This is a genomic window from Pantoea sp. Cy-639, from assembly GCF_011752525.1.
Taxonomy (GTDB): Bacteria; Pseudomonadota; Gammaproteobacteria; order Pseudomonadales; family Pseudomonadaceae; genus Aquipseudomonas.
The window spans coordinates 114,559-139,698 of record NZ_VWXI01000010.1 but is presented as its reverse complement, the minus strand read 5'-3'; the positions used below and the strand labels follow the sequence as shown (position 1 = coordinate 139,698).

Sequence of the window (25,140 nt, the reverse complement as noted above, 5' to 3'; positions counted from 1 at the left end):
GCACGGTATGCACTGTGCGAAACGCCAGGCGACAAGGACATCAGGCCCGCCCACGGCGGCCTGCCGTGGTCATTTCAGGAGATTCGATGAGCGCCAACGATGCAAGCGAGGCAACCCCACTCCCCAGCGGCACGGTATCGCAGGTGCTGCAACCGATCCGCAAGCGGCTGATCGTCGCCGGCACGCTGGCCGCCCTGGGCAGCATGCTGACCCTGGTGCCGCTGGCCGGCATTGCCCACGTCGCGCAGCGCTGGCTGGCGCCGGATGCCGCCCTCGACAGCGCCCAGCTCGAGGCCACGGCCTGGCAGGTCGCGGGGATCAGCCTGCTGTGCCTGCTACTGGGCATGGCCCTGGTCTCGCTCGGCGAGATGCTCGCGCACCTGGCCGACAACCACATCACCCGACACCTGCGCCAGGCCATCACCCAGCGCCTGGCCCGGGTCCCGCTGGGCTGGTTCACCAGCCGTGCCTCGGGCGAGGTCAAGCAGGCGATGCAGGACGACATCGGCACCCTGCACAGCCTCACGGCGCACTTCTACACCACCCTGGGACGCACCCTCGGCGCGGTGACCCTCTCGACGCTGTACATGCTCGCCATGGACTGGCGCATGGCGCTGGTCTCGCTGCTGCCGTTCCCGTTGTTCCTGCTGTTCTTCGTCCGGGCCACCAAGGCCAGCGGCGCGAACATGCAGGCGTTCGGCGCGGGCATGGCGCGGATCAACAACGCGGTGGTCGAGTTCGTCAACGGCATCCCGGTGGTCAAGGCCTTCGGCATCGAGGGCAAGGCCCATGGCAGCTACCGCGACGCGGTGGACGCCTTCGCCGCGGCCTTCACCGATTTCACCCGGCCCCTGGTCGGTGCCATCGCCAACGCCCATGCCATGCTCACCCCGGTGGCGGTGCTGGGCGTGGTGCTGGGGTTCGGCACGCTGTTCTGCAGCCTTGGCTGGATCACCCCGGTCGAACTGCTGCCCTTCGCCCTGGTCGCCCCCGGCCTGTGCGCCCCGCTGCTGCTGCTCAGCTATGTGATGCATGACCTGCAGAACGCCACCGGCGCGGCGCAGCGGGTGCACGCCCTGCTGCAGACCCCGGTGCTGGAGACCCAGCCCGGCGCCCCGGCACGGCTGGCGGCGGATGCGCCGATCCATGTCGAACACCTGAGCTACAGCTACGATGGCCTGGCGCCGGTGCTCGACGATGTCAGCTTCACCCTCGAGCCGGGCACCGTCACCGCCATCGTCGGCGCCTCCGGTGCCGGCAAGTCGACCGTGGCCCGCCTGCTGCTGCGCTTCTTCGACCCCACGGCCGGCCGCATCCGCATCGGCGACGCCGACCTGCGCCAGCTCGACAGCACCCGCCTGTACCGGCATATCGGCTTCGTGCTGCAGGACGTGCGCCTGATCCAGGCCAGCCTGCGCGACAACATCGCCCTGGGCCGCCCCTCGGCCAGCCAGCAGGAGATCGAGCACGCGGCGCGCCTGGCCAACATCCACACGCGCATCCTGGCGCTGCCACGGGGCTACGACTCGGTGGTCGGCGAAGATGCGCAGCTGTCCGGCGGCGAACTGCAACGGGTGAGCATCGCCCGCGCCGTGCTGCTCGACCCGCCGGTGCTGGTGCTCGACGAAGCCACCGCCGCCGCCGATGCCGAGAACGAGGTGCAGATCCAGCAGGCCCTGTCGCGCTTCGCCCAGGGCCGCACCGTGCTGGTGATCGCCCACCGCCTGGACACGGTGATGCACGCCGACCGGATCATCGTGCTCGACAACGGCCGCATCCGCGAGCAAGGCAGCCATCGCCAACTGCTCGCCCGCAACGACCACTACGCCCGTCTGTGGGCACTGGGTGGCTACCCACAGGCCATGCAAGAGGCGCAAGAGCCATGCTGAACACCTTCAATCGACTGCTCGGCGACGACGCCGGCATCCTCCATCGCTACCTCGGCATGACCCTGGTCTACGGCCTGCTGTGCGGGCTGAGCATCGTCTCGGTAGTGCCGGTGCTGGCCAGCCTGCTGGGCAACGACATCAGCGCCGCCAGCCGCTGGCTGGCCCTGCTGCTGGTCGGCGTGCTGCTGTGCTGGGCACTGCGCCGCAGGGTCGAGCGCGCCGGCATCCGGGTCGGCGTCGCCGTGCTGCAGCAAGGCCGGCATCACCTCGGCGACCATGTCGCGCAACTGCCGGTGGGCTGGTTCAGCGCGCCCAACACGGCGCGTCTGAGCCATGTCACCGCACAAGGCATGATGGCCCTGGCGCAACTGCCGGCCCATGTGTTCACCCCGCTGATCACCGGCCTGGTCACTCCCGTGGTGGTGGTGGTCACCCTGTTCCTGCTCGACCTGCGCCTGGGGCTGCTGGCCCTGCTGGCATTGCCGCTGCTGCTGGCAGTGTTCGCGCTGACCGCGCGCCTGGGCCAGCGCGCCGATGAGCGCTACCACGCCAACACCGCCCAGGCCAGCCAGCGCATGGTCGAGTTCGCCCAGGCGCAATCGGTGTTGCGCGCCTTCAACGGTGCCGACGGCGGCAGCCATTTCCTCGAACAGGCGATCGCCGAACAACAACAGGCCGCCAAGCGCCTGATCCAGGTGTCGGCGATGTCGGTGGTGGTCAACACCTGGGCTGTGCAGGTGGTGTTTGCCGCGCTGCTGCTGGCTGCCGCCTGCTGGCTCGGCCCCCTGGCCGGCGAACCTCTGCCTCCGGCCACGCTGATCCCGGCGGTGCTGGCGCTGCTGCTGCTCAGCCGCTTCGTCGACCCGCTGCTGGAGGTGGCCAGCTACAGCGAGGTGCTGCGTAGCGCGCGCAGCCAGCTGACGGTGGTCCGTGAGCTGTTCGCGGTCGAGCCGTTGCCACAGGCGCGGGACACGCAAGTGCCGGGCGACGGTTCGGTGGAGCTGCATGAGGTCAGCTTCCGCTACGCCGAGGACCAGCCCGAAGTGCTGCGCCAGCTCAGCCTGAGCATTGCCCCCGGCAGCATGACTGCCCTGGTCGGTGCCTCCGGCTCGGGCAAGAGCACCCTGATGCGCCTGATCGCGCGCTTCTTCGATGTCGACGCAGGCAGCGTGAAGGTGGGCGGTGTGGATGTACGCAGGATCAGCAGCGGCCAACTGGCCGCGCAGATCAGCCAGATCTTCCAGGATGCCTATCTGTTCCAGGGCAGCATCGCCGACAACATTCGCATCGGCAAGGCCGACGCCAGCGAGGCCGAGGTACTGGCGGCGGCCCGCGAGGCCGGCGTGCTGGAGATGCTCGAACGCCTGCCCGATGGCCTCGACACCGCCGTGGGCGAAGGTGGCGCGCGTCTCTCCGGTGGCGAACGCCAGCGCATCTCCATCGCCCGGGCGCTGATCAAGGACGCGCCGATCCTGCTGGTCGACGAGGCCACCGCCGCGCTCGACGCCGAGAACCAGGCCGCGATCAGCGAAGCGCTGGCACGCCTGCGTGGCAAGCGCACGGTGATCGTGATCGCCCACCAGTTGTCGACGGTGGCCATGGCCGACCAGGTCGTGGTGCTCGACAACGGCCGCGTCAGCCAGCAAGGCACGCCGGCGCAACTGCGCACGGAGCCGGGCCTGTACGCCCACTTCCTGGCCCAGCGGCGCAGCGCCAAAGGCTGGCGGATCGCCGCGCAATCGGTCAGCGAGGACAGTGTTTGAAGCGCGCCGCCCTGCCCCTGCTGTTCGTCCTGCTGTGCGGCCTGTCGCTGACGGTCGGGGTCAGCCAGGTCTCCTGGTCGGCGCTGCTGGCCCTGTCCGACGATGCCTGGCTGACCCTCACCGCCAGCCGCCTGCCGCGCCTGGCCGCGCTGGTGCTCACCGGGGTCGGCCTGGCGGTGTGCGGGGTGATCCTGCAACAGATCGTGCGTAACCGTTTCGTCGAGCCGGCCACCAGCGGCGGGCTCGACGCGGCCAAGCTGGGGATCCTCATCGCCCTCACCACCCTGCCGGCGGCGAGCACTACCAGCAAGATGCTGTTCGCCCTGGCCTTCTGCTTCGTCGCCAGCCTGCTGTACGTGGCGATCATCCGCCGCATCCGCTTCAAGAACACCGTGCTGGTGCCGGTGATCGGCCTGATGTACGGCAGCGTGCTCAGCGCCTTCGCCGAGTTCTACGCCTACCGCCACAACTTCCTGCAAAGCATGCAGGGCTGGCTGCTGGGAGACTTCTCGCGGATCGTCCAGGGCAACTACGAGATCATCTACCTGATCCTGCCGATCGTCGCCCTCACCTACCTGTTTGCCCAGCGCTTCACCGTGCTCGGCATGGGCGAAGGCATGGCCAGCAGCCTGGGGCTCAACTACACCGCCCACGCCGCGCTGGGCCTGATGCTGGTGGCGGTGACCGTGTCGGCCACGGTGATCACCGTCGGCGCGATTCCCTTCGTCGGGCTGGTGATCCCCAACCTAGTGGCGCTGCGCTACGGCGAGAACCTGGCCCGCACCCTGCCCATCGTGGCCTTGGGCGGCGCCTCGCTGCTGCTGGCCTGCGACATCCTCGGACGCCTGCTGATCTACCCCTTCGAAGTGCCCATCGGCCTCACCGCCGGCAGCGTCGGCGGCGTGCTGTTCCTAATCCTGCTGATCAGGCAATTCCGATGAACAGCTTCCCTATCCGTTACGCCATCTGGCTGCTGGCCGCGCTGCTGGCCCTGGGCTTCGTGCTGCTGGGCTCGGGCCTGGATTTCGGCTATGTCATTCCCAAGCGCCTCAACCGCCTGGCGGCGATGGTCATCGCCGGGGTCTGCGTGGCCTACGCCTCGGTGATTTTCCAGACCATCGCCGGCAACCGCATCCTGACCCCGGCGATCATGGGCTACGAGGCGGTCTACCTGCTGTTCCAGGCGCTGCTGATCCTGTTGCTGGGCACCCAGAGCCTGGTGCTGCTGGGGCGTCATGCCAATGTTGCGCTGTCGATCGCGCTGATGCTCGGCTATTCCTGGTGGCTGCACCGCTGGCTGCTGCGCGACGGGCGCAGCAACGTCTACCTGCTGCTGTTGCTGGGGCTGGTGCTGAGCATGGTGATGACCACCCTCACCCAGTTCATCCAGCTGAAGATCAGCCCCGGCGAGTTCTCGATCCTGCAAGGGTTCAACTACGCCTCGTTCAACAAGGCCCAGCCCACCCAGGTGCTGTATTCGGGCCTGCTGGCGGGTGCGGTGTGCCTGCTGGTCCAGCGCCTGTTGCCGACCCTCGACGTACTGGCGCTGGGCCGCGACCAGGCGCAGTCCCTGGGGGTCGACTACCTGGCCAGCGTGCGCCTGCAACTGGCGCTGATCGCCGTGCTGGTGGCGCTGTCCACCAGCCTGGTCGGCCCCACCGCGTTCATGGGCGTGTTCGTCGCCAACATCAGCTACGCCCTGGCACGCACCGCGCGGCACCGGGTAACGCTGCCGCTGGCCTGCGCCGTCGCGATCATCCTGTTCATCCTCGCCCAGTACCTGGTCGAGCAACTGTTCAACTACAACACCTCCGTCAGCATCCTGATCAACCTGGTCTGTGGCGTGTACTTCCTCACGCTGATGGTTCGCACACGAGGCACCGCATGATCTCCCTCAGCCATGTCCACAAGGCCTACGGCAACAAGCCGGTACTGACCGATGTCAGCGTGCGCTTCCCTCGTGGCCGGATCACTTCGCTGATCGGCCCCAACGGCGCCGGCAAGACCACCCTGCTGATGCTCATGGCACGCCTGCAGAACCCCAGTCGCGGCGAGCTGAGCCTCGACGGCGAAGCCCTGGACAGCATCGCCGTGCGCGACTACGCCAAGCGGGTGGCGACCATGCGCCAGGCGCCGGAGTTCAACTTGCGCCTGACCCTGGAAGAGCTGGTGGCGTTCGGCCGCTTCCCCTACAGCCGCGGCAACCTGACCCACGAGGACCGGCAGGCGATCGACCACGCCATCGACTTCCTCTCGCTGCAACCGCTGCGCCAGGCCTATATCGACGAGCTCAGCGGTGGCCAGCGGCAGATGGCGTTCCTGGCCATGACCATCGCCCAGCAGACCGACTACCTGCTGCTCGACGAACCGTTGAACAACCTCGACATGAAGCACGCCGTGCTGATCATGCGCGCCCTGCGCCGGCTGTGCGACGAACAGGGGCGCACGGTGATCATGGTGGTCCACGACATCAACTTCGCCGCCAACTATTCCGACCACATCGTCGCGATGAAACGCGGCGCCGTGCACTGCAGCGGGCCGGTGGACGAGGTGGTCAACGCCGCGCGCCTGCGCGAGCTGTTCGACCTCGAATTCGAGATCCTGCGCAGCGAGCAGGGTTTCGTCTGCAACTACTTCAACCCAACCACGTCAAGGGAACTGATATGAACCCGGGCAACCGCAACACCCTGGCCGTCGCTTTGCTGGCCCTCGCCGCCGCGCTGCAAGGCTGCGACCAACCCAAGGCCACCAGCGCCGCGCCGCAAGCGGCGGCGACGGCCAGCTACCAGCCGATCACCCTCAAGCACCCGCTGGGCACCACCGAGATCGACAAGCTGCCGCAGCGCGTGGTGGCCTTCGACATGAGCGAGCTGGACAGCCTCGACCAGCTTGGCGCCCCGGTGGTGGGCATGGCCAAGGATTATGTGGTCGATTTTCTCGCGCGCTACCGCGACAACCCGGACATCGCCGACGTCGGCACCACCATCCAGCCCAACCTCGAGCGCCTGCACGCGCTCAAGCCCGACCTGATCCTGATCTCGCCGCTGCAGGCGCAGAGCTACCCCGAGCTGACCCAGATCGCGCCGACCCTCTACGACGACCTGGACCTGAACAACCAGCACGGCAACTACCTGGACACCGCCAAGCGGCACCTGCTGCAGCTCGGCCAGATCCTCGGCAAGGAGGACCTGGCGCGACAGAAGGTGGCGCAGATGCAGGCCAAGATCGACCAGACCCGCAAGATCACCGAAGGCCGCCCGGAAAAAGCCCTGATCGTGCTGCACAACAATGGCTCGTTCACCTCCTATGGCGTGCAGTCGCGCTACGGTTTCATCTTCGACACCCTCGGGGTCAAACCGGCCAGCGCCGACATGGCCACCGGCCTGCACGGCCAGCCGGTCTCCAACGAGTTCATCCAGCAGGCCGACCCGGACATCCTGTTCGTCATCGACCGCACCGCGGTGATGGAGCGGCGTGCCCAGCTCAACCTGGACAGCCTGGACAACCCGCTGCTGCGCAAGACCAAGGCCTGGAACAACGGCCGGGTGGTCTTCGTCGACGCCCAGACCTGGTACCTGTGCACCGCCAGCGTCACCTGCCTCGAGCGCATGGCCGACGAGGTGATTCGCGGCTACCAGGGCTGACCTGGCGCAAGCGCCGGGGTCGTCGGGCATGGCCTGCGGCGGCCCCTCTTAAATGCTAATGATTTCTATTGAGGATTTTTTTCGCTGGCACGGAAACCTTTGTGAACCCCTTCACTCTTCCTGCGCATCGAAAGGAATCCAGCATGTCGGAACGCTGTACGCCACGGCACGTCCGCCCCGCATCACAACGGGCGGCGTCGCACTTCGAGTTCAACCGCATCTTCACCGCCGTGCACATGGCCCTGCTGCTTGGGCTGGGCGGTACGGCCGTGGCCGCCGAACCTGCCGACCAGGCGCAGGAGACGGCCGGGCCAGGGCGCCAGGAGGCCGTCGCCGGCAAGCTGGAGCTGGACGAGACCATGGTCGAGGGCAAGCTCGACCGCGCCGAGCTGCCGCCGGTCTATGCCGGTGGCCAGGTGGCCAGCGGCGGACGCGTCGGCCTGCTGGGCAACAAGGACTTCATGGAAACGCCGTTCAGCACCATCAGCTACACCGACAAGTACATCGAAGACATCCAGGCCCAGAACATCACCGACATCATCGCCGCCACCGACCCCACGGTGTTCAGCAACGGGCTGTCCGGGACCTACAGCGAGAACTACTCGATTCGTGGCTTCGCCTCCAACATCAATGACGTCAGCGTCGGCGGCCTGTACGGCATGGCGCCCTACTACCGGATCTCGCCAGAGATGTACGAGCGTGTCGAAGTACTCAAGGGGCCTTCGGCGCTGCTCAACGGTATGCCCCCTGGCGGTTCGGTGGCAGGCAGCATCAACCTGGTGCCCAAGCGCGCAGGCGCCGAGCCACTGACGCGCTTCACCACCACCTACATGTCCAACGCGCAGCTCGGCGGACACCTGGACGTCGGCCGGCGCTTCGGCGACGAGCAGCAGTTCGGTGTGCGCTTCAACAGTGTCTACCGCGATGGCGACACCGCCACCGACCACCAGCGGATGAAGGCACAGCTCAACTCCCTGGCCCTGGACTGGCGCGGCGAGCGTACGCGGCTGTCCGCCGACCTCTACCAGAGCGAGGACCGGGTCAAGGCGCAGAACCGCGGCATCGGTATCGCCACCGGCGTGTCCGTACCCAAGCCACCGAAGTCCGACACCCTGCTCAACCCGGACTGGGGCTATGTGCAGACTCGCGACAAGGGCGTGATCGTGCGCGGCGAGTACGACCTCAACGACGCCATCACCGCCTATGCCGCTGCCGGCACCAGCCGTACCGACTACGCCTACAACGGTGCCATCTCGTCCCAGGTGCTCAACAGTGCAGGCGACTTCAAGACCACCATGGGCCAGTTGAAGATCGACCTGGAGAAAACCTCGGGCGAGGCCGGCCTGCGCGGCAAGCTGGACACCTTCGGCATTGGCCACCAATGGTCGCTCAACGCCACCCACTACTCCGACAAGGAAAAGGACTACGGCCGCCGCTTCGTCCCCGGCGCCGACTGGATCACCAACATCTATCACCCGGTCTGGGGGCCGAAGGCAGCAGAAAGCTGGCCGGCGATCCTCCACACCGAGACCCGCCTGAGCAGCTATGGCCTGGCCGATACCTTGTCGTTCCTCGACGATCGCCTGCAGGTGACCCTGGGCGTGCGCCGCCAGCAGGTGCTGACCGACAGCTTCAGCGTCAGCACCGGCGCGCGCACCTCGCGCTATGACGAAAGCGCCACCACCCCCGCTGCCGCGGTGCTGGTCAAGGTCACCGACCAAGTGTCGCTGTACGCCAACTACATCGAGGGCCTGAGCAAGGGCGGCAGCGCGCCGATCAGCGCGGCCAACGCCGGGGAAGTATTCGCCCCGTACAAGTCCAAGCAGAAGGAAGTCGGGGTCAAGCTCGACCTGGGCGACTTCGCCCATACCGTGAGCCTGTACCAGATCGAGCGCCCGGGCAGCTACACCGACCCGGCCACCAACATCTATTCCTTCGGTGGCGAGCAACGCAACCGCGGGGTCGAATGGAGCTTCTTCGGCACCCCGGTCACCGATGTGCGCCTGATGGGGGGCGTGGCCCGGGTCGACCCCAAGGTGACCAAGGCTGCGCTGAGCAGCAACGAAGGCAAGATCGCCACCGGCCAGCCGAAGCTGCAAGGCAAGCTGGGCGTGGAGTGGGACACGCCGATGCTCGAAGGCCTGACCCTGACCGCCAACGCCACCGCCGTGTCGAAGCAGTACATCAGCGCCGACAACAGCCAGTCGATTCCCGGCTACACGATCTATGATGTCGGCGCGCGCTACGCGCTGCAGGTGGCCGACCACCCGGTGACCCTGCGCGGCACGGTCAACAACGTCACCAACAAGGCCTACTGGGGCATGCCGCTGCTGTCCAGCCTCGGCCTTGGCGCCCCGCGCACCGTGCAGCTTTCCGCCACCGTGGACTTCTGAGCGGCCGCGAACAGGCCTGATCGGCCAAAGCACGTGCAGTTCCTGCCAGCCGCAAGGCGCAGGGCTGCACAAAGCCGTGCCGAACGTTAAGGTGCCCGTTACCTGCCTCCATGGATGCAACGGGTACCGCCATGACCACCCTCAACCGCATCAGTCTGCTGACCCTGCTCGCCGGCATGCTCCTGGGCGACATCGTCATCGCCAGCGTCGGCCTGCTCGGCCTGTGCGCCGCCGCCGTCTACCTGAACATGCGCCAGGACAGCCACGACGACACCCCGAGCGAACCCCGCTTCCTCGCTTGACCAGGTGCTGGCGCAGGACACCTGGACGAGCATGCAAGTGCCGCCACGGACGGTCGCAGGCTTCGTGCTAAGCTGCGCCGCCATCGCTCCTGCCCCTTCATCACCGAGGTTCCCGATGTCCGCCAAACGCGTACTGATTGTCGAAGACGACGCCGACGGCGCCAGCATCCTCGAGGCCTACCTGCGCAAGGACGGTTTCGACGTCAGCGTCGCCGAGGACGGCGCCCGAGGCCTGGCGCTGTTTCGCCAGTGGTCGCCGCAGATCGTGCTGCTGGACATGATGCTGCCCAAGCTCTCGGGCCCCGAACTGCTCACCGAGATCCGCCGTCTGGGCAACATCCCGGTGATCATGGTCACCGCCATCGGCGACGAGCCGGACAAGATCGGCGCCCTGCGCTACGGCGCCGACGACTATGTGGTCAAGCCCTGCAACCCGCGGGAGGTAGTGGCCCGGGTGCATGCGGTACTGCGCCGCTACGACGCGCCGGCCCAGCCGCGGCAGCGCCTGGAGTGCGCCGGGGTGTGGGTCGACAACGAGCGCATCGTCGCCGGGGTGTTCGATGCCGCAGGCCAGGAGCAGCCGCTGGACCTGACCCGTTCGGAGTTCCTCCTACTCGCCGCCCTGCTGCGCACGCCCTCGAAGGCGTTCAGCCGCGACGAACTGCTGACCCTGTGCATGCCTGACAGCGACGCACTGGCGCGGATCATCGATACCCACGTCCACAACCTGCGGCGCAAGCTCGAGGCCGTGGGCATCCACGGCGTGCTGGTAACGGTACGCTCGGTCGGCTATCGGTTTCGCTGAGCATGCGCAGAAGCTCGCTGTGGATCTGGGTCGGCCTGCGCATGACCCTGCTGGCGGTGGGCGCGGTGCTCAGCATCGTCGCCTGCATGTACCTGTACTACTGGATCTCCGACTACCGCGTGCAGGCGTCGATGACGCCCGAGGACCGCGCGCAGTACCTCAGTGCCCTGGCCGATGTCGAGCACAACCAGGCCGCGCTCTGGCAACTGCTCGAACGCTACTACGACATCGAGGACTTCCTCCCCGGCTTCGGCGACAACACCGACTGGCTGGCTCTGTACAGCTTCGTCATCCTGGTGATCCCGGTGGTGATCATCGTCGGGCTGCTGCTGTCGCGGCCATTGTCGCGGCAGTTTCGCAAGATCGCCCAGGCGGCGCGCCGGGTCGCCGATGGCGACCTCGAGGTCCGGGTGCTCCAGTACCCCGGGCAGCCGGCGGAAATGCAGCGCCTGTGCGGCGACTTCAACCAGATGGTCGAGCGCCTGTCGCTGTACGAGCGTGAGGTCGCCCAGTCCAGTTCCAACCTCGCCCATGAGCTGCGCACGCCGCTCAATGCCGCGCTTGGCCGGGTGCAGGGCATGCTCGACGACGTGTTCCCGCTGAGCCCCGAGCAGTTGCGCCTGGTACAGGGACAACTGAACAACCTCAACACCCTGGTCGGCGACCTGCACCTGCTGTCGCTGGCCCATGCCGGGCAACTGCCGCTGCATGTCACCGGTTTTTCCCTGGCGCGCCTGGTCGAGGAGCGCCTGGACTGGTTCGCCCCGCAGTTCGAAGCCGCCGGGATGCGCGTCACCCCTCTACTCCCCGACACCCTGGTACTCGAGGCCGACCGCAGCCGGCTGGGCCAGTTGATCAACATCCTGATCGAGAACGCCATCAAGTACGCCTCCGAGGGCCGGACCCTGGATGTCACGGCGTGGCGCGAAGGCGACTGGTTGCAACTGGAGTTCCGCGACCGTGGCCAGGCCATCGCGCAGAAGGACCTGGGCAACATGTTCGTGCGCTTCTGGCGCGCCGAGCAGTCGCGGGCACGGGTCACCGGCGGTGGCGGCCTGGGGCTGTCGATCGCCCAGGCGATCTGCGAAGCCCATGGCGGCAGTATCGGCGCGCGACGACGCGACGAGGGCGGGCTGGCACTGCGCGTGACATTGCCGTTAAAAGCCTGCGCGTGATAGGCGCCGCCGGCGCGCAGCCAGGCGGACGATCAGCGCAGGCAAAAAGCCATGCTTCTTGACCGGATCTTGATAAACCCTGCACAGCCCCTTCAGCTTGTTCCCCTAGCATGCCTGCCGGTCAGCCAAGAAGGCTGACGCCGCGTGGCGCCGCCTGCGGCTTCGTCCATTTTCCGCGCAGTGATCGCCATGCCCAGACTTCTCGCTCCAACCCTCACCCTGCTTGCCTTCGGTGCCCTGTGCGGCAATGCCCAGGCCATGGACATCGGCGCTGCCATCGGCGGCACAGGGCAGAACGGTTTCGTCGGCCGCCTCGGCCTGGGCTTCGACTGGGACAAGCGCTGGCTGCAGAGCGACAGCGGCCACCTGACCGGCTACTGGGACGCCGGCCTGACCCACTGGGAGGCAGGCAAGCGCGCCGCCGCGCGCACCTCGCTGTCATTCGCCCCGGTGTTCGTCTACGAATTCGACAGCGCCGGCAGCGTGGTGCCGTTCATCGAGGCCGGCATCGGCGTGTCGCTGTTCTCCGGCAGCCGGGTCGGCGACCGAACCCTGGGCTCGTCGTTCAACTTCGAGGATCGCCTGGGCGTGGGCCTGAAGTTCGCCAACCAGGACCGAGTCGGCCTGCGCGTGATCCACTACTCCAACGCCGGTATCCAGCAACCGAACAACGGTATCGAGTCGTACTCGCTGTTCTATCGCCACACGTTCTGAGGCTGAGGGAGCCCTGTGATGAAAGCCATCCGCAATGTCCTTGGTCTGGCCGGCTGCCTGCTGCTGGGCGCCTGCTCCCTGTTTGCCCGGCCCGTGCCGGAACAGGCGACGATCCGGGTCTACCCGGTCCCTGCCGCGCGTATCGTCACCCTGACCGCCGTCGATGGCCAGGCGCTGGCGGACGGGCAACAAGCCTTCGTTTCACCAGGTGCCCATCGCCTATCGCTGCGCCTGGATCCACAGGCCCCGGGCGGCACAGGCTGCCAAGTGGAGCTGAGCCATGCACGCTTCGAGGCCAACCAGGTCTACGGCGTGTTCGAAGGCGACTGGAACGGCACTGCGACGCTGTTCCTCAAGGGCGCCCGGGGCGAGTTGCTGGACACTCGCAACCTGTCCGCCTGTCAGGCTCGCAACGGCGGCGACGCTTCAGCCCTTGCCCGTTAGGCGGGCGTTGCGCGCCGCCGCTTCCAGCGCGGCGGCGAAGACTTGCCGTTGCGACGGGTCGAACTCGCAGAGAAACAGCTCTTCCACCGACTGCTCGTAGACCCGCCACATGGTCTTGCGCAGCGCGCGTCCGGCCGGGGTGATCCTGGCGATCGCCCCGCGACCGTCCTCGCTGGCCTTCTCGCGCGTCACCAGGCCGTCCTTCTCCAGCCGGTCAACCAGGCGGGTGAGGTTATAGCGCTCGATGGCCATCGCATCGGCCAGTTCGTGCATGCGCCGGGCCCCCTGCTCACCGCTTTCGATCCCCCACAACGCGTCGTACCAGGCATAGGGCGGCAGTTTCTGCTCGGCCAGGCGTCGTTCGATTTCACGGATCAGGCAGCGGTGGGCGCGGATGAAGCTGTACCAGAGATCTGGCGTGGGGCTGGTCATGGAGACTCCGGGGTTTGATTGCAGTTGCAATCATAGCGTCGCCAGCGCTAGATTCAATTGCAACTGCAACCAGTTCCCTGTTCCGGCCCATCGGCCGGCGCCGATCACACCCAGGAGAGCCAGCATGAATTCGCGCCACTCGCTACGTGATGAAGACCCACAGGAAACCCGTGAATGGATCGACTCGATCGCTTCGGTGGTGGATATCGAAGGCCGCCCTCGCGCGCACTTCCTGATCGACCAACTGCTCGAGTTCGACGGCTCGCGCCACGGCGACTTCCACGGCCGCGTCACCACCCCCTACCTCAACACCATCGTCCCGGAGCGCGAGCTGCCCTACCCGGGCGACCGCGAGCTCGAGCAGCGCCTGAACGGCTATATCCGCTGGAACGCCCTGGCCATGGTGCTGCGTGCCGGCAAACATTCCGGCGTGGGCGGCCACATCGCCACCTATGCCTCGGCCGCGGTGCTCTATGACGTCGGTTTCGAACATTTCTTCCGGGGCCGTACCGAGCAGTTCGGCGGCGACCTGGTGTACATCCAGGGACACTCCGCGCCAGGCATCTATGGCCGCGCCTTCGTCGAAGGCCGGTTGAGCGAGGCACAGCTCGACAATTTCCGCCGCGAAACCGAACGCGACGGCATCTCGTCCTACCCGCACCCACGGCTGATGCCCGAGTTCTGGCAGTTCCCCACCGTGTCCATGGGGCTGGGGCCGATCACCGCGGCCTACCAGGCGCGGTTCATGCGCTACCTCGACAAGCGTGGCCTCAAGCCCCAGCAGGGACGCAAGGTCTGGGCCTTCCTCGGCGACGGCGAGATGGACCAGCCCGAATCGCTGGCGGCGATTTCCCTGGCCGGCCGCGAGCGCCTGGACAACCTGATCTTCGTGGTCAACTGCAACCTGCAGCGCCTCGACGGTCCGGTGCGCGGCAACGGCAAGGTGATCCAGGAGTTCGAGGGGTTGTACCGCGCGGCGGGCTGGAATGTGATCAAGGTCGTCTGGGGCAGTGGCTGGGACGCCCTGCTGGCCAAGGATGCCAGCGGCCTGCTGCGCCAGCGCATGATGGAGTGCGTCGATGGCGAGTACCAGACCTACAAGTCGCAGGACGGTGCCTATGTGCGCGAGCACTTCTTCGGCAAGTACCCGGAGCTGCTCGAACTGGTCAGCGACCTGAGCGACGAGCAGATCTGGAAGCTCGGCCGCGGTGGCCACGACCCACTCAAGGTGTACAACGCCTATGCCGCGGCAATGGCCTGCGAGGGCCGGCCGACGGTGATCCTGGCCAAGACCGTGAAAGGCTTCGGCCTGGGCGAGGCTGGCGAGGGGCAGAACATCAACCACCAGTTGAAAAAGATTGGCGCCGACGCGGTACGGGCGTTCCGTGACCGCTTTGGCCTGGCGCTCGACGACCGCCAGCTTGGCGAGCTGGCGTACCTGCGTCCGCCCGAGGACAGTGCCGAGGCTCGCTACCTGCGGACACGGCGCGCGGCCCTGGGCGGCCAGGTGCCGGCACGCCAGGCTCAGGTGCCACCGCTGGAGATCCCGCCACTGTCGGCGTTCCACGCCCTGACCAGCGCTACCGGCGAACGCGCCATCTCCACCACCATGGCCTTCGTGCGCCTGCTCAGCACCCTGCTCAAGGACCCGCAACTGGGACGTCTGGTCGTACCGATCGTGCCCGACGAGTCGCGCACCTTCGGCATGGAAGGCCTGTTCCGCCAGATCGGCATCTACTCCGCCGTAGGCCAGCTGTACACGCCACAGGACGCCGGCACACTGTCCTACTACAAGGAAAGCGTCGACGGTCAGATCCTCCAGGAAGGCCTCAACGAGTCCGGCGCCACCTCGTCGTGGATCGCCGCCAGCACGGCCTACGCCAACCATGGCGTGACCACCCTGGCGTTCTACATCTTCTACTCGATGTTCGGTTTCCAGCGGGTCGGCGACCTGCTGTGGGCTGCTGGCGACGCCCGCGCCCGAGGCTTCCTGCTCGGCGCCACCTCCGGGCGCACCACGCTCATGGGCGAGGGGTTGCAGCATGACGACGGTCACAGCCACGTACTGGCAGCCACCGTGCCCTGCTGCGTCGCCTACGACCCGACTTACGCCTACGAACTGGCGGTGATCGTGCAGGATGGCCTGCGCCGCATGTACCAGGCGCAGGAAGACATCTACTACTACATCACCCTGCTCAATGAGAACTACCCGCACCCCGACCTGCCCGAAGGTAGCGAGCACGGCATCCTCATGGGCTTCTATCGCCTGCCGGGCGAGTCTGCGCGGCGGCCAGGGCGGCATGTGCAGCTGGCCGGCAGCGGCGCGATCCTGCCGGAGGTGCTCGCTGCCGCACGGATCCTCGAGCAGGACTACCAGGTCAGCAGCGAGGTGTGGAGCGCCACCAGTCTCACCGAGGCGAGCCGCGAGGCGCGCCAGGTCGAACGCTGGAACCTGCTGCATCCGCTGGAGCCGGCCCGCGTGCCCTACCTGGCCCAGGTGCTCGAAGGGCATGAGGGCCCGCTGGTGGTGGCGACCGACTACCTGAAGATCCACGCCGAGCAGATACGCCCCTGGGTTGGCCAGCGCCGCTTCGTCGCACTGGGCACCGACGGCTTTGGCCAGTCGGACACCCGCGAAGCGCTGCGCCGGCACTTCGAGGTGGACCGCCAGTTCATCGTGCTGGCGGCGCTCAGGGCGCTGGCCGACGATGGCCAGCTGGATGCCGCGCAACTGGCCCAAGCGCTCGAGCGTCTGGGTATCGACCCTGACAAGGCCGATCCTGCACTGGTCTGAGCCCAGCCGTCACGGACAAGAAAAGACCCCGCCGACATTCAATCGGCGGGGTCTTTTTTCCCAAAGCCTTCAAACAACCTGATATGCAGCGATTAATTCCCCAAGCTCACCGACACCCGAGCAATATCGTAAGCTCCCTACCAATTAAACGGCACGTTTAGTGATTAAACAAATTTACATCTTTCATACAAAATCACACGATCATTCACAGTCATTAAATTTGTTTCACGAAAAACGTCGGCCAATGTCTGGCCAGGCGATTGAAAAGCCGCGCCAAGCCAGACAGAATGGCGCCGCCGCCTACTTAAAGAGCGGACGTCCTGCTGCCCATCCGGTCGGCGGGAAGCCATCATGTTCAACCGGTGCCTGTCCGTTCGCCAGTACCCAGTAATACAAGGGCCCCGCCCCGCTGTCAGGTAGACAAGGCGAATAAGCAGGTTTGTTCAGCTCCTTGAAACCGACAGACCGCCCAACTTTTCACAAAGTTTTTACATTAACTTTGCATAGTCATGCGGGCAACTTACATTGCCGAGGATATATATGAATTCCCACGTCACCGATGCGCTGTTTTCCCAGCATCCCACCTCCGAACGCATCCTGCTGACCGGCGCCACTGGTTTCCTCGGCGGCTCGGTAACCGCCCAGCTCATCGCCGATGGCCATGCCGCCGACCTGTGCTTCCTGGTGCGTGCCGAGGACCGCCAGCAAGGCCTCGAGCGCCTGCGTGACAACCTGCTGCAGCACGGCGTGAGCCAGGCCGACAGCCAGGCCCTGGAAAGCTCGCAGATCATCTGTGGCGACTTCCTCGACACCTCGTGGCTGGGCCGTGAAACTCCGCGCCTGATGCAGGTCGACCGGGTGATCAACTGCGCCGCGGTGGCCTCGTTCTCGAAGAACCCGACCATCTGGCCGGTGAACGTGGAAGGCACGTTCGCCTTCGCCGAAGTGATGAGCCGTTCCAAGCGCCTCAAACGCTTCCTCCACGTCGGCACCGCGATGTGCTGCGGCCCGCAGCAGGAATCGCCGATCAGCGAGTCGTGGGAGTTCCCCGAGGCCGAGCAGCAACTGGTCGACTACACCGCCTCCAAGGCCGAGATCGAACGGCGCATGCGCGAAGACCTGCCCAGCCTGCCGCTGGTGGTGGCGCGGCCATCGATCGTGGTCGGCCACCGCAGCCTCGGCTGCCAGGCGTCGGGCAGCATCTTCTGGGTATTCCGCATGGGCTTCGCCCTGGAAAGCTTCACCTGCGGCCTCGACGAGCAGATCGACGTGATCCCGGTGGACTACTGCGCCGAGGCGCTGATCGGCCTGACCCTCAAGCCGCAGCTGAGCCACGACCTCTACCATATCTCCGCCGGCCACAGCTCGGCCTGCACCTTCGGCGAGATCGACGAAGCCTATGCCCTGGCCAATGGCGCCGAGCCGGTCGGCGAGCGCTACCGCAAGGTCGATGTCGACGACCTCAAGTCGCTGGCCAGCAGCTTCGAGACCCGCATCGGCCCGGCCAACCCGCGCCTGGTACTGCGTGCACTGCGCCTGTACAGCGGCTTCGCCGACCTCAACTACCTGTTCGACAACAGCCGCCTGCTCGAAGAGGGCATCGCTGTGCCGCCGCGCTTCACCGACTACCTGGATGTCTGCGTGAAGTCGTCCAGCGGTGTCAGCATCGCCACCCAGATGCAAGCGGACTTCAAGTAACACACCACAGGCCAGCGCCTTCCTTCGGCGCCACGGGGCAAGTCCCCGTGGCGCCACCCTCGCCCTTCTCCCTACGCGGCATCACGCTCGTCATAGCGCAGCAGACGCCCGGCATTGCCGAGCACCAGCAAGGTGCTGAGGTTGTGCAGCAACGCCGCGATCATCGCCCCCGCCGCGCCCAACAGGCCGAACGCCGCCGCCAGCATGATCGCGAGCGTCCAGCCCAGGCCGATCAGCACGTTCCATTGCAAGGTACGCCGGCACAGACGGCTGAGCCGCACGCAGGTGGCCAGGCGTCGCAGGTCGCTGTTGATCAGCACGATATCCGCGGCAGCCATGGCGATATCGGTGCCCCCCGTGCCCATGGCCACGCCGACCACCCCGGCCTTGAGCGCCAGCGAATCGTTGATGCCATCGCCGACCACCATCGGCCGGAACCCGGCGCGGATCTCCTCGTTGACCTGGCGCAGCTTGTCCTCGGGCAGGGCCTGGGCCACCACGTTGCCGATCCCCGTCTGCCGGGCCACGGCTTCGGCGACGCTGCGCCGATCGCCGGTGAGCAGCAACTGGCGGCCAAGCCCCAGTTCGCGCAGTTGCGCCAAGGCCTGCGGCGCCTCGCCGCGCACGCTGTCGGCCAGCAGCAGCCAGGCCAGGAAGCGGCCATTGAGCGCCAGGCCGGCGATCGGGCCGTCATGCTCCGGCACCGGCGGCAGGTCGATGCCCAGGCGCAGGAACAGCTCCGGGCGGCCCAGCGCCGCCTCTCCCTGCGCAGTGGCGGCAACCACGCCAAAACCCTGGCGCTCGTGCACTTCGTCCAGCACCAGGTGCTGGTCGTGGCTCAGGCGATTGGCCAACGCCCGGCTCACCGGGTGGCTGCTGGCCGTGCCAAGGCTGGCGGCCAGTCGCACGATCGGCGCCTCGTCCGCCCCTGCCTGGGCCGGCAGGATACGTTGCAGTTGCAAGGCGCCATGGGTCAGGGTGCCGGTCTTGTCGATCACCAGCGACGACAGGTCGGCCAGCTCCTCGAGAAACGCCGAGCCGCGGATCAGGATGCCATGCCGAGCGGCCACGGCGATTCCGGCGATGGCCGTGGCCGGCGCCGACAGCACCAACGCACAGGGACAGGCGGCCACCAGCACGGCGAGCATGGCCTGGGCATCGCCGGTGATGAACCAGGTGGCGGCGGCGATCAGCAGCACCAGCACCAGGTAGCCGCCGGCATGACGTTCGAGCAGGCGGGTGATCGGTGGCTTGGCCTGCTCCGCGCGCTGCATCAGGGCGATCACCTTGCCCAGGGTCGAGTCGTCGCCGACCGCGTTGACCTCGATCCGCAACAACCCGTCCAGGTTGATCGCCCCACCGTAGACCTGCGCCCCGACCGTCACCTCCTGCGGCAAGGCCTCGCCGGTGATCGGCGCCGTGTCGAGGCTGGCCTGGCCGTGGAGGATCCGGCCATCGGCCGGCACCCGGTCGCCGGCCCGGACCTCGACCACGTCACCCGCACGCAGGCTGGCATTGTCGACCTCGCGCACCTCGCCGTCGGTGTCGACCCGTCGCGCCTGGCTGCGCGTCAGCCGGCCAAGCGCCTCGATGGCCTCCTGCGAGCCGATCATGCTGCGCTCTTCGAGCACATGCCCCAGGATCATGATGATCGGCAGCAAGGCTGCCGTGGCCAGATCGCCAGTGGCCCAAGCGCCCAGCATGGCCAGGGCGATCAACTGGTCGGTGACGCCATGCAGGCTGGGCCGCAGCAGGCTGTGCCAGGCCGAACGCAGCACCGGCACGGCCACCAGCAATGCAGCCAGGCCCAGCACGAGCTGCGCCACGCCGTCCTGGGCCGGCGCCAGCCAGCGCCAGGCCAGCCCCAGCCCCAGCAAGCCGAGGGCGAGCATGGCCAGGGTCAGCTGCCGCGCGGCCTGCCGACGCTCGTCGGCGGACAGCAGCCCAGGACCCAGCGGGATATGGGCATGGTGATGCCCATGGGCGTGATGGTGCCCATGAGAGTGAGGGTGCGCGCTCATCGCGGTCGGCTCCGATGGAAACTGGTCGCAGGGTGCGCCAGGCAAGGTTCAGGGTTCATGGGCGGGGGCCTTCGAGGATCAGGTGTCCGCTGTCTTCGGGATTGACCGTGGTGACGCTGCCAGCGCGGGACAGGATCGCCGGCATGCGTTCGCGGTACAGGCGCAGCATCAACCCCGGGTCGTCCTGGCGCGCCAGGCCGGCGATGGTCGCGGTATCGGCATTGGCCCGGGCCAACCGCTCGCGCGCCTGGGCCTGAGCCACCTGTAGCGTGCGGTCGGCGTCCTGGGTGGCCTGCTGCAACTGCCGGGCGGCGTCATTGCGGGCATCGGCCATCGCCTGCTCGGCCAACTGGCTGGCGGTGAGCACGGCATTGAACGCGCTCACCGCCGCCTGCGGCAGCGACGACTGCACATCGACCCGCACCACTTCGATGCCCAGGCCGCCACCGGCAGCCTCCAGTGCCGCCAGGCTGTGGTTGATGCCGCGTTGCAGGTCGCCGCGCAGGCGTTCGCGGCGCTCGGCCAGCTGGACGTCGGCGCCGACCAGCTCGGGGCGGGCGACCAGGATCGCATCCATGTCCCGGGCCGCGCAGACCTGCACGGCATTGCGCTCGACCAGGCGATCCAGCGCCGCGGCCAGGTGCTCGCCCTGTCGGGTGAAGGCGTAAGGTTCGACGACCTTGTAGAACACCCGGACCTCCAGCTGGACGATACCGGCGTCGCCGGTCAGCAGATAACCGGAGCCCGCCGTGGCATCGCTGGCCAGGCTGCCATCGCGATCCGAACGCCGGGCCAGCTCCGAGCGCAGCAACAGTTCGACCCGGCGCTCGCTGACCCGGTCGGCCGAGGGCAGCGTCAGCACTTCTTCGAACGGCCGTGGCCAGGCCAACAACAACCCGGCGTCATGAATGCGCTGCTCGGCGCCCAGGCGCAACACCACGGCACGGTTTTCCGGGCCGATCTCGCGCACATTGCCGAACAACCAGCCCAGGGCCGCCAGCAGGGTCACGCCATACAGCGCAATGAAGCCGATGCGCGCCGATTGCAGCCAGGGGCCCGCCACGCCTTGTCGCGGTTCAGTCATGAGCATGCCCTGCCCCGTTGCCTGCCGGCGCCTGCGGCCCGTCCACCAGGGCGCGGAACGGCGCGGCGTCGGTGCGCAGCACCAGGCGCGTGCCCGGTGTCACCACGCTGCCCAGGGTATCCAGCGAACGCAGCAGCTTGTACAGCTCCGGTGCGCTGGCATAGGCCTTGGCGTACACCTGCGCCGCCTCGACCTGCGACTGGGCCTGGACCCGCGCGGCTTCGACGTTGGCATCCGCTTCGAGGATGCGGGCATCGCGCTCGGCGGCCGAACGGATCTCGGCGGCCTTGCGCTTGCCCTCGGCGGTGCGCTCGGTGGCGATGGTCTCGCGCTCGGCGCGCATGCGATCGACCGTGGCGTCGAGGGTCACCCTGGGCAGGCTCAGGCGCTCGATGCCGACCTGCAGCACCTTGATGCCATAGGTCTGCGCCAACGGCTGCTCGATCTGTGCCTGCAAGCGCCGCTCGAAGGCGTCGATCCGCACCCGGTCAGCGTCGACGTTGACCAGGTCGGCCAGTTCGAAGCCGCTGGCCCCGGTCTCCAGCGCCGAGCCCATCAGGGCGCGGATCTGTCGCGCCGCCTCGTCGGGCTGGTTCTGCACCGCGCGCATGAAGCGCTGGATGCTCTGTGGGTCTGGGGCGACCTGCCAGACGATGTAGGCCTGCACGATGATCCGCAGGCCATCGCGGGTGCCGACATCCTGCAGGCCGCTCGAGGTGGTGCGCAGGCGCAGGTCGACCGGTACCGCGTTCTCCAACGGCAGCGGCCAGCGCCAGGCCAGGCCGGGCTCGGTCAGCACCCGTATCGGGTTGCCGAAACGGGTGATGACCGTGGCCTCGCCGACCCTGACCTGCACGAAACAGGCCGCGGTGGCCAGCAGCATGATCAGCAGCAGCGCCACCAGTACCCGTCGCCAGGCCTTGGCGGGTGGGCTGGCCGGCGCGTCGTGATGATGCCCGTGGTGGTGATCGCAGGTGGCTGCGCAACCCTGCGCGGAGTGGGCGTGGGGGGCGTGAGGGCTCAATGGCTGCGCTCCTGTTGGGGTCGGGTGGAGACCGGATCGGCCGGTGCGGCGAAGCTGCGCAGGTCCAGGGTCGGCGCCTGGGCCGCGCCCAGGCGGTGGTCGATGATCAGCAGATTGCCGCCAGCCAGGCCCTGGTTCAGGCGGGCCAGGTACTGCTCGAGGATGAACGCCTGCCCGGCCTGCTGCCAGGCGCTGCGCTCGGCGTCGAACGTCAGCTTCGCGGCCTGGGCCCTGGCCGTGTTCTCATGGGCCGCGGCGCTGGCCTTGTCGCTCAGTGCGGCGGCATTCTGTCGGGTCAGGCTGGCTTGCTGCGCCGCCTGGCCACGGTCCCGGGCGACCAGCGCCTGGGCGCTGATCTGCGCCGCCTGCACGCCGTGGTAGGCATTCGCCGCACCGGCCGGTGGATGAATCGCCTCGACGGCAGTGGCGAGGATCTGCACCCCGCTGTCCAGGCGGTCGAGGTCGGCCTGTACCGCGCGCCCGATATCCCGCCCCAGGGCCTCGCGCTGGGCGCCCAGCAGCTCATCCAGCGAGCGCTTGGCGAAATCGTGGACCAGCACCCGGTTGGCGGTACTGCGCACCAGTTGGGCGATGTCGCTGCTGTGGTAGGTGGCCGCCAGCGCCGAAGCGTCGTCCAGGCCGATGCGATAGATGAAGCGCACGTCCATGTTGACGATCTGCACGCTCTGCCCGTTGCCCTCGCTGCCGGCGATCACCTGGGCGTTCTCGGCCACATGGGTGGCGTCCCACAAGCGGTTGGCACTGGCCGGCGCCGCGCCCTCGGCATCGCCCGGCGGCTCGACCTGGCTGGCGTCGCCGGCGGTGGCGAGCGTGCGCAAGGTGCCGTTGTCCACGGCGACCACACGGCCCAGCGGCCAGGGCAGGCCGACATGCAGCCCGGGGGGATAGACCTGCACCGGGGCGCCGAATCGTTCGTACACGCCACGGCCATCGAGCGGTACCTGGACCACGCCGCTGAGCAACCAGCCGCCCACGGCCACCAGCCCGGCGACGGGCAGCAGCGCCCGGCGCATGAAGCCGAACGCCCAGACCTGGCGCAGGTCGATGCCGAAGCGCTGCTGCACCTCGCCCTGCAGGAACGCCAGTGGCCGCGGTGGCCATTGCATCAGCCCTGCCACCAGGCTGCGCGCCACCAGTGCAGGCTCTTCCTGCGGGCGCCGTGGCTGGAATGTCGCCAGCACCGCGCGCAGCATCAGTTCCAGGGCCAGCAGCCCAGGCAGAAGCGCCATCAGCACAGCCAGGCGTGCCGGCCACAGACGCTGGCCATCGGCGCTCACCAGGCACACCAGGGTCAGCACCTGGACGACCAGCACCAGGCGCAGCACCGCCGCCAGGGCGTCAGCCTCCGGCCAGTGCACGGCGCCGACAGCGGCCAGGTGGCGCTCGACCACCAGCAGGCCGAAGGCCAACGCCGCCAGCAAGGTCATGCTCAGCCAGCCGGCCTGCCCTACCGCGACCGGCGCCGGCAGGTCGAGCTGCCAGCCCCCCGACAACAGCGCCAAGGCCAGCGCCGCCAGGGCGAACAGGCGCAACGCCGGGTAGCCGACCCGTTGCAGTTGCCGGCGCAATGCCTCGCCGATGCGTGCCACCCCGCGCTCCAGCGCACTCAGCGGCGCTTGCTCGTCGGCTGCGCTGGCCACGCGCCAGAACGCCAGTTGCGCCGGCCGCACACCCAGAGCCTCGGCGCGCCAGCTGGCCGGAACCCAGGCCGACTGGCCGACCGCCCCCAGCAGCAACAGCGTGGCGGCGTTGACGCTCAGCAGCACGCTCCAATGCGCCGCCGGCGCGAACAGGCCGACCAGCATCGCCAGCAGCCAGAGCAGGCCCGCGAGCAGCAGCGCGCCATGGCTGAACACGACCAGGCGGCGGGCCTGGCCAGGTGATTGCTGGAAGCGGGGCGTGCCCTCCAGGTCCGCGGTATCCAGGTTGACGCTCATGAAGACTCCAGGCTGGGAACAGTCGCCACGGAAACGGCACTACGGCGCAAGGCGCAGGCAATCCACGGACATATTTCGTTATGTTATATCGACGCTTGTGAAAAAAACGTGCACGCCGGCGCCGTCATGCACCCCGTCCGCACCCCCGCAGGCAAGTGCCTGAGCCGCCTCGCACTTTTTTCACATCCGGCTCACCGTTCTGCAACATCCACCTTCCTACAGTGCACGCACTCTCGGACCGTGGCGCCGCCAAGCACCTGGTCCGCTCGTTCCATCACCCCGGAGTGCGCGCATGCTGCAAGGCATCATCGATAACCCTGCCCCTCTCGCCACCGCGCGCTCCCAGCGTTGGTCAATGCTGGCCGTGCTCCTCACCGGGGTGTCCGCCCTGCTGGCGCTGGTGGCGGTATGCGGCTGGATGAACAGCACGCAGATCGCCGACCTGGGCAGCGTGCAGCAGATGCGCAGCCATGGTGTCTATGCCGACTGGGACCAGGGTTCGGTCATCGTGCTGGTGCGCCATGCCGAGCGCTGCGACCGTTCCCAGGGCGCCTGTCTGAACGACCCCGCCGGCATCACTGTCGCCGGCAGCCAGGTCGCTGGCAGCGTCGGCAACGGCCTGCGCCGGCTGGGCCTGGCCGATGTCGACCTGCTGGCCAGCCCCGAGGTGCGCACCCGACAGACCGCGCACTACCTGTTCGGCAAGGAAATCGCCACCGAAGACTGGCTGGCCCGCTGCAATGCGGACTTTGCCGACGCGGCGCTGGCCCGCAAGCGCCCCGGCCACAACCTGGTGCTGGTCACCCACAGCGGTTGCATCGACCAGCTTGAACGCAGCCTCGGGGTCGCCGGCGATCAACGCACCCCCGGATACGCCAGCGCGCTGCTGGTGAGCCTTGGCGGCAATGGCAAGGCCAAAGTCCTCGGCCAGATGAACGCCGGGCAATGGCGCAAGCTCGACACGGGCAAAAAGACCTGAGGGGTGCGGCCGATCTGCAAG

General features: G+C 67.7%; 20 protein-coding genes. 15 read left to right on the top strand and 5 right to left on the bottom strand.

The features are described 5' to 3' along the window. Window positions 1-86: 86 nt before the first annotated feature. The 12 genes from F3J43_RS14360 to F3J43_RS14305 all read left to right on the top strand — a co-directional run bounded on the left by F3J43_RS14360 (window position 87) and on the right by F3J43_RS14305 (window position 13,129). Window positions 87-1,889 (top strand): ABC transporter ATP-binding protein, encoded by a 1,803-nt coding sequence (locus F3J43_RS14360; protein WP_166887407.1) that lies wholly within the window; start codon window positions 87-89, stop codon window positions 1,887-1,889. Continuing rightward, complete coding sequence (locus F3J43_RS14355) at window positions 1,883-3,652, top strand: ABC transporter ATP-binding protein (RefSeq protein ID WP_166887404.1); 1,770 nt, start codon at window positions 1,883-1,885, stop codon at window positions 3,650-3,652. The genes F3J43_RS14360 and F3J43_RS14355 overlap by 7 nt, the downstream gene beginning before the upstream one ends. Beyond that, the gene (locus F3J43_RS14350) at window positions 3,649-4,593 is read left to right on the top strand and encodes an ABC transporter permease (RefSeq protein ID WP_166887401.1); all 945 of its coding nucleotides are present in this window, start codon (window positions 3,649-3,651) and stop codon (window positions 4,591-4,593) included. Before F3J43_RS14355 ends, F3J43_RS14350 begins: the two co-directional genes overlap by 4 nt. Further along, window positions 4,590-5,540, top strand: a complete 951-nt coding sequence (locus tag F3J43_RS14345) for an iron chelate uptake ABC transporter family permease subunit (RefSeq protein ID WP_166887398.1) — start codon at window positions 4,590-4,592, stop codon at window positions 5,538-5,540. Before F3J43_RS14350 ends, F3J43_RS14345 begins: the two co-directional genes overlap by 4 nt. Further along, window positions 5,537-6,319, top strand: coding sequence for an iron ABC transporter ATP-binding protein (locus tag F3J43_RS14340; protein ID WP_166887395.1), 783 nt, complete (start codon window positions 5,537-5,539; stop codon window positions 6,317-6,319). Before F3J43_RS14345 ends, F3J43_RS14340 begins: the two co-directional genes overlap by 4 nt. Further along, entirely contained in the window at window positions 6,316-7,296 is a 981-nt protein-coding gene (locus F3J43_RS14335; RefSeq protein ID WP_166887392.1) for a siderophore ABC transporter substrate-binding protein, read from the top strand. Before F3J43_RS14340 ends, F3J43_RS14335 begins: the two co-directional genes overlap by 4 nt. 143 nt (window positions 7,297-7,439) lie before the next feature. Further along, window positions 7,440-9,689, top strand: coding sequence for a TonB-dependent receptor (locus F3J43_RS14330; protein ID WP_166887390.1), 2,250 nt, complete (start codon window positions 7,440-7,442; stop codon window positions 9,687-9,689). 131 nt (window positions 9,690-9,820) lie between these two features. After that, on the top strand, window positions 9,821-9,991 hold the full coding sequence (locus F3J43_RS14325; protein ID WP_166887387.1) for a hypothetical protein: 171 nt from the start codon (window positions 9,821-9,823) through the stop codon (window positions 9,989-9,991). A gap of 115 nt (window positions 9,992-10,106) precedes the next feature. After that, on the top strand, window positions 10,107-10,796 hold the full coding sequence (locus F3J43_RS14320; protein WP_166887384.1) for a response regulator transcription factor: 690 nt from the start codon (window positions 10,107-10,109) through the stop codon (window positions 10,794-10,796). 2 nt (window positions 10,797-10,798) lie between these two features. Next, window positions 10,799-11,971, top strand: a complete 1,173-nt coding sequence (locus F3J43_RS14315) for a sensor histidine kinase (RefSeq protein WP_166887381.1) — start codon at window positions 10,799-10,801, stop codon at window positions 11,969-11,971. Window positions 11,972-12,160: 189 nt separating this feature from the next. Further along, window positions 12,161-12,685 carry an acyloxyacyl hydrolase gene (locus F3J43_RS14310; protein WP_166887378.1) on the top strand — a complete coding sequence of 175 codons (525 nt, stop codon included), beginning with the start codon at window positions 12,161-12,163 and terminating at the stop codon, window positions 12,683-12,685. Window positions 12,686-12,703: 18 nt separating this feature from the next. Then, entirely contained in the window at window positions 12,704-13,129 is a 426-nt protein-coding gene (locus F3J43_RS14305; protein ID WP_166887376.1) for a hypothetical protein, read from the top strand. Here the strand turns inward: F3J43_RS14305 and F3J43_RS14300 are convergent. Next, entirely contained in the window at window positions 13,112-13,561 is a 450-nt protein-coding gene (locus F3J43_RS14300; protein WP_166887373.1) for a MarR family winged helix-turn-helix transcriptional regulator, read from the bottom strand. The two genes, F3J43_RS14305 and F3J43_RS14300, sit on opposite strands and share 18 nt — an antisense overlap. Window positions 13,562-13,685: 124 nt before the next feature. On the opposite strand from F3J43_RS14300, the gene aceE reads away from it, so the two are divergent. Beyond that, window positions 13,686-16,355, top strand: a complete 2,670-nt coding sequence (gene aceE / locus F3J43_RS14295) for a pyruvate dehydrogenase (acetyl-transferring), homodimeric type (protein WP_166887370.1) — start codon at window positions 13,686-13,688, stop codon at window positions 16,353-16,355. Window positions 16,356-16,895: 540 nt separating this feature from the next. Next, window positions 16,896-18,053 carry a cationic peptide resistance protein CprA gene (gene cprA, locus F3J43_RS14290; protein ID WP_166887367.1) on the top strand — a complete coding sequence of 386 codons (1,158 nt, stop codon included), beginning with the start codon at window positions 16,896-16,898 and terminating at the stop codon, window positions 18,051-18,053. Between the two features lie 71 nt (window positions 18,054-18,124). Here the strand turns inward: cprA and F3J43_RS14285 are convergent, their stop codons facing one another. From F3J43_RS14285 to hflK (F3J43_RS14270), 4 genes are read right to left on the bottom strand one after another with little or no spacing between them, the layout of a single operon-like run. Further along, window positions 18,125-20,074, bottom strand: coding sequence for a heavy metal translocating P-type ATPase (locus F3J43_RS14285; protein WP_166887364.1), 1,950 nt, complete (start codon window positions 20,072-20,074; stop codon window positions 18,125-18,127). A 55-nt stretch (window positions 20,075-20,129) separates the two neighbouring features. After that, the gene (gene hflK, locus F3J43_RS14280; protein ID WP_166887361.1) at window positions 20,130-21,158 is read right to left on the bottom strand and encodes a protease modulator HflK; all 1,029 of its coding nucleotides are present in this window, start codon (window positions 21,156-21,158) and stop codon (window positions 20,130-20,132) included. Beyond that, complete coding sequence (gene hflC / locus F3J43_RS14275) at window positions 21,151-22,182, bottom strand: protease modulator HflC (RefSeq protein ID WP_286184589.1); 1,032 nt, start codon at window positions 22,180-22,182, stop codon at window positions 21,151-21,153. Before hflC ends, hflK (F3J43_RS14280) begins: the two co-directional genes overlap by 8 nt. Next, a complete protein-coding gene (hflK, locus tag F3J43_RS14270; RefSeq protein ID WP_166887358.1) occupies window positions 22,179-24,140 on the bottom strand; it encodes a protease modulator HflK in 1,962 nt (653 codons plus the stop codon). Before hflK (F3J43_RS14270) ends, hflC begins: the two co-directional genes overlap by 4 nt. Before the next feature lie 292 nt (window positions 24,141-24,432). Between hflK (F3J43_RS14270) and pmrG the strand changes: the two genes are divergently transcribed. After that, window positions 24,433-25,119 carry a lipopolysaccharide core heptose(II)-phosphate phosphatase PmrG gene (pmrG, locus tag F3J43_RS14265; protein WP_205297862.1) on the top strand — a complete coding sequence of 229 codons (687 nt, stop codon included), beginning with the start codon at window positions 24,433-24,435 and terminating at the stop codon, window positions 25,117-25,119. Window positions 25,120-25,140 lie beyond the last annotated feature (21 nt).

Excerpts from the sequence above, each read along its gene's own strand:
- F3J43_RS14285 (WP_166887364.1), bottom strand. The coding sequence starts at position 20,074 with ATGAGCGCGCACCCTCACTCTCATGGGCACCATCACGCCCATGGGCAT.
- hflK (WP_166887358.1), bottom strand. The coding sequence starts at position 24,140 with ATGAGCGTCAACCTGGATACCGCGGACCTGGAGGGCACGCCCCGCTTC.
- F3J43_RS14340 (WP_166887395.1), top strand. The coding sequence starts at position 5,537 with ATGATCTCCCTCAGCCATGTCCACAAGGCCTACGGCAACAAGCCGGTA.
- cprA (WP_166887367.1), top strand. The coding sequence starts at position 16,896 with ATGAATTCCCACGTCACCGATGCGCTGTTTTCCCAGCATCCCACCTCC.
- F3J43_RS14355 (WP_166887404.1), top strand. The coding sequence starts at position 1,883 with ATGCTGAACACCTTCAATCGACTGCTCGGCGACGACGCCGGCATCCTC.
- hflK (WP_166887361.1), bottom strand. The coding sequence starts at position 21,158 with ATGACTGAACCGCGACAAGGCGTGGCGGGCCCCTGGCTGCAATCGGCG.
- F3J43_RS14305 (WP_166887376.1), top strand. The coding sequence starts at position 12,704 with ATGAAAGCCATCCGCAATGTCCTTGGTCTGGCCGGCTGCCTGCTGCTG.
- pmrG (WP_205297862.1), top strand. The coding sequence starts at position 24,433 with ATGCTGCAAGGCATCATCGATAACCCTGCCCCTCTCGCCACCGCGCGC.
- F3J43_RS14360 (WP_166887407.1), top strand. The coding sequence starts at position 87 with ATGAGCGCCAACGATGCAAGCGAGGCAACCCCACTCCCCAGCGGCACG.
- F3J43_RS14345 (WP_166887398.1), top strand. The coding sequence starts at position 4,590 with ATGAACAGCTTCCCTATCCGTTACGCCATCTGGCTGCTGGCCGCGCTG.
- F3J43_RS14335 (WP_166887392.1), top strand. The coding sequence starts at position 6,316 with ATGAACCCGGGCAACCGCAACACCCTGGCCGTCGCTTTGCTGGCCCTC.
- F3J43_RS14325 (WP_166887387.1), top strand. The coding sequence starts at position 9,821 with ATGACCACCCTCAACCGCATCAGTCTGCTGACCCTGCTCGCCGGCATG.
- F3J43_RS14310 (WP_166887378.1), top strand. The coding sequence starts at position 12,161 with ATGCCCAGACTTCTCGCTCCAACCCTCACCCTGCTTGCCTTCGGTGCC.
- F3J43_RS14320 (WP_166887384.1), top strand. The coding sequence starts at position 10,107 with ATGTCCGCCAAACGCGTACTGATTGTCGAAGACGACGCCGACGGCGCC.
- F3J43_RS14315 (WP_166887381.1), top strand. The coding sequence starts at position 10,799 with ATGCGCAGAAGCTCGCTGTGGATCTGGGTCGGCCTGCGCATGACCCTG.
- aceE (WP_166887370.1), top strand. The coding sequence starts at position 13,686 with ATGAATTCGCGCCACTCGCTACGTGATGAAGACCCACAGGAAACCCGT.
- F3J43_RS14330 (WP_166887390.1), top strand. The coding sequence starts at position 7,440 with ATGTCGGAACGCTGTACGCCACGGCACGTCCGCCCCGCATCACAACGG.
- F3J43_RS14300 (WP_166887373.1), bottom strand. The coding sequence starts at position 13,561 with ATGACCAGCCCCACGCCAGATCTCTGGTACAGCTTCATCCGCGCCCAC.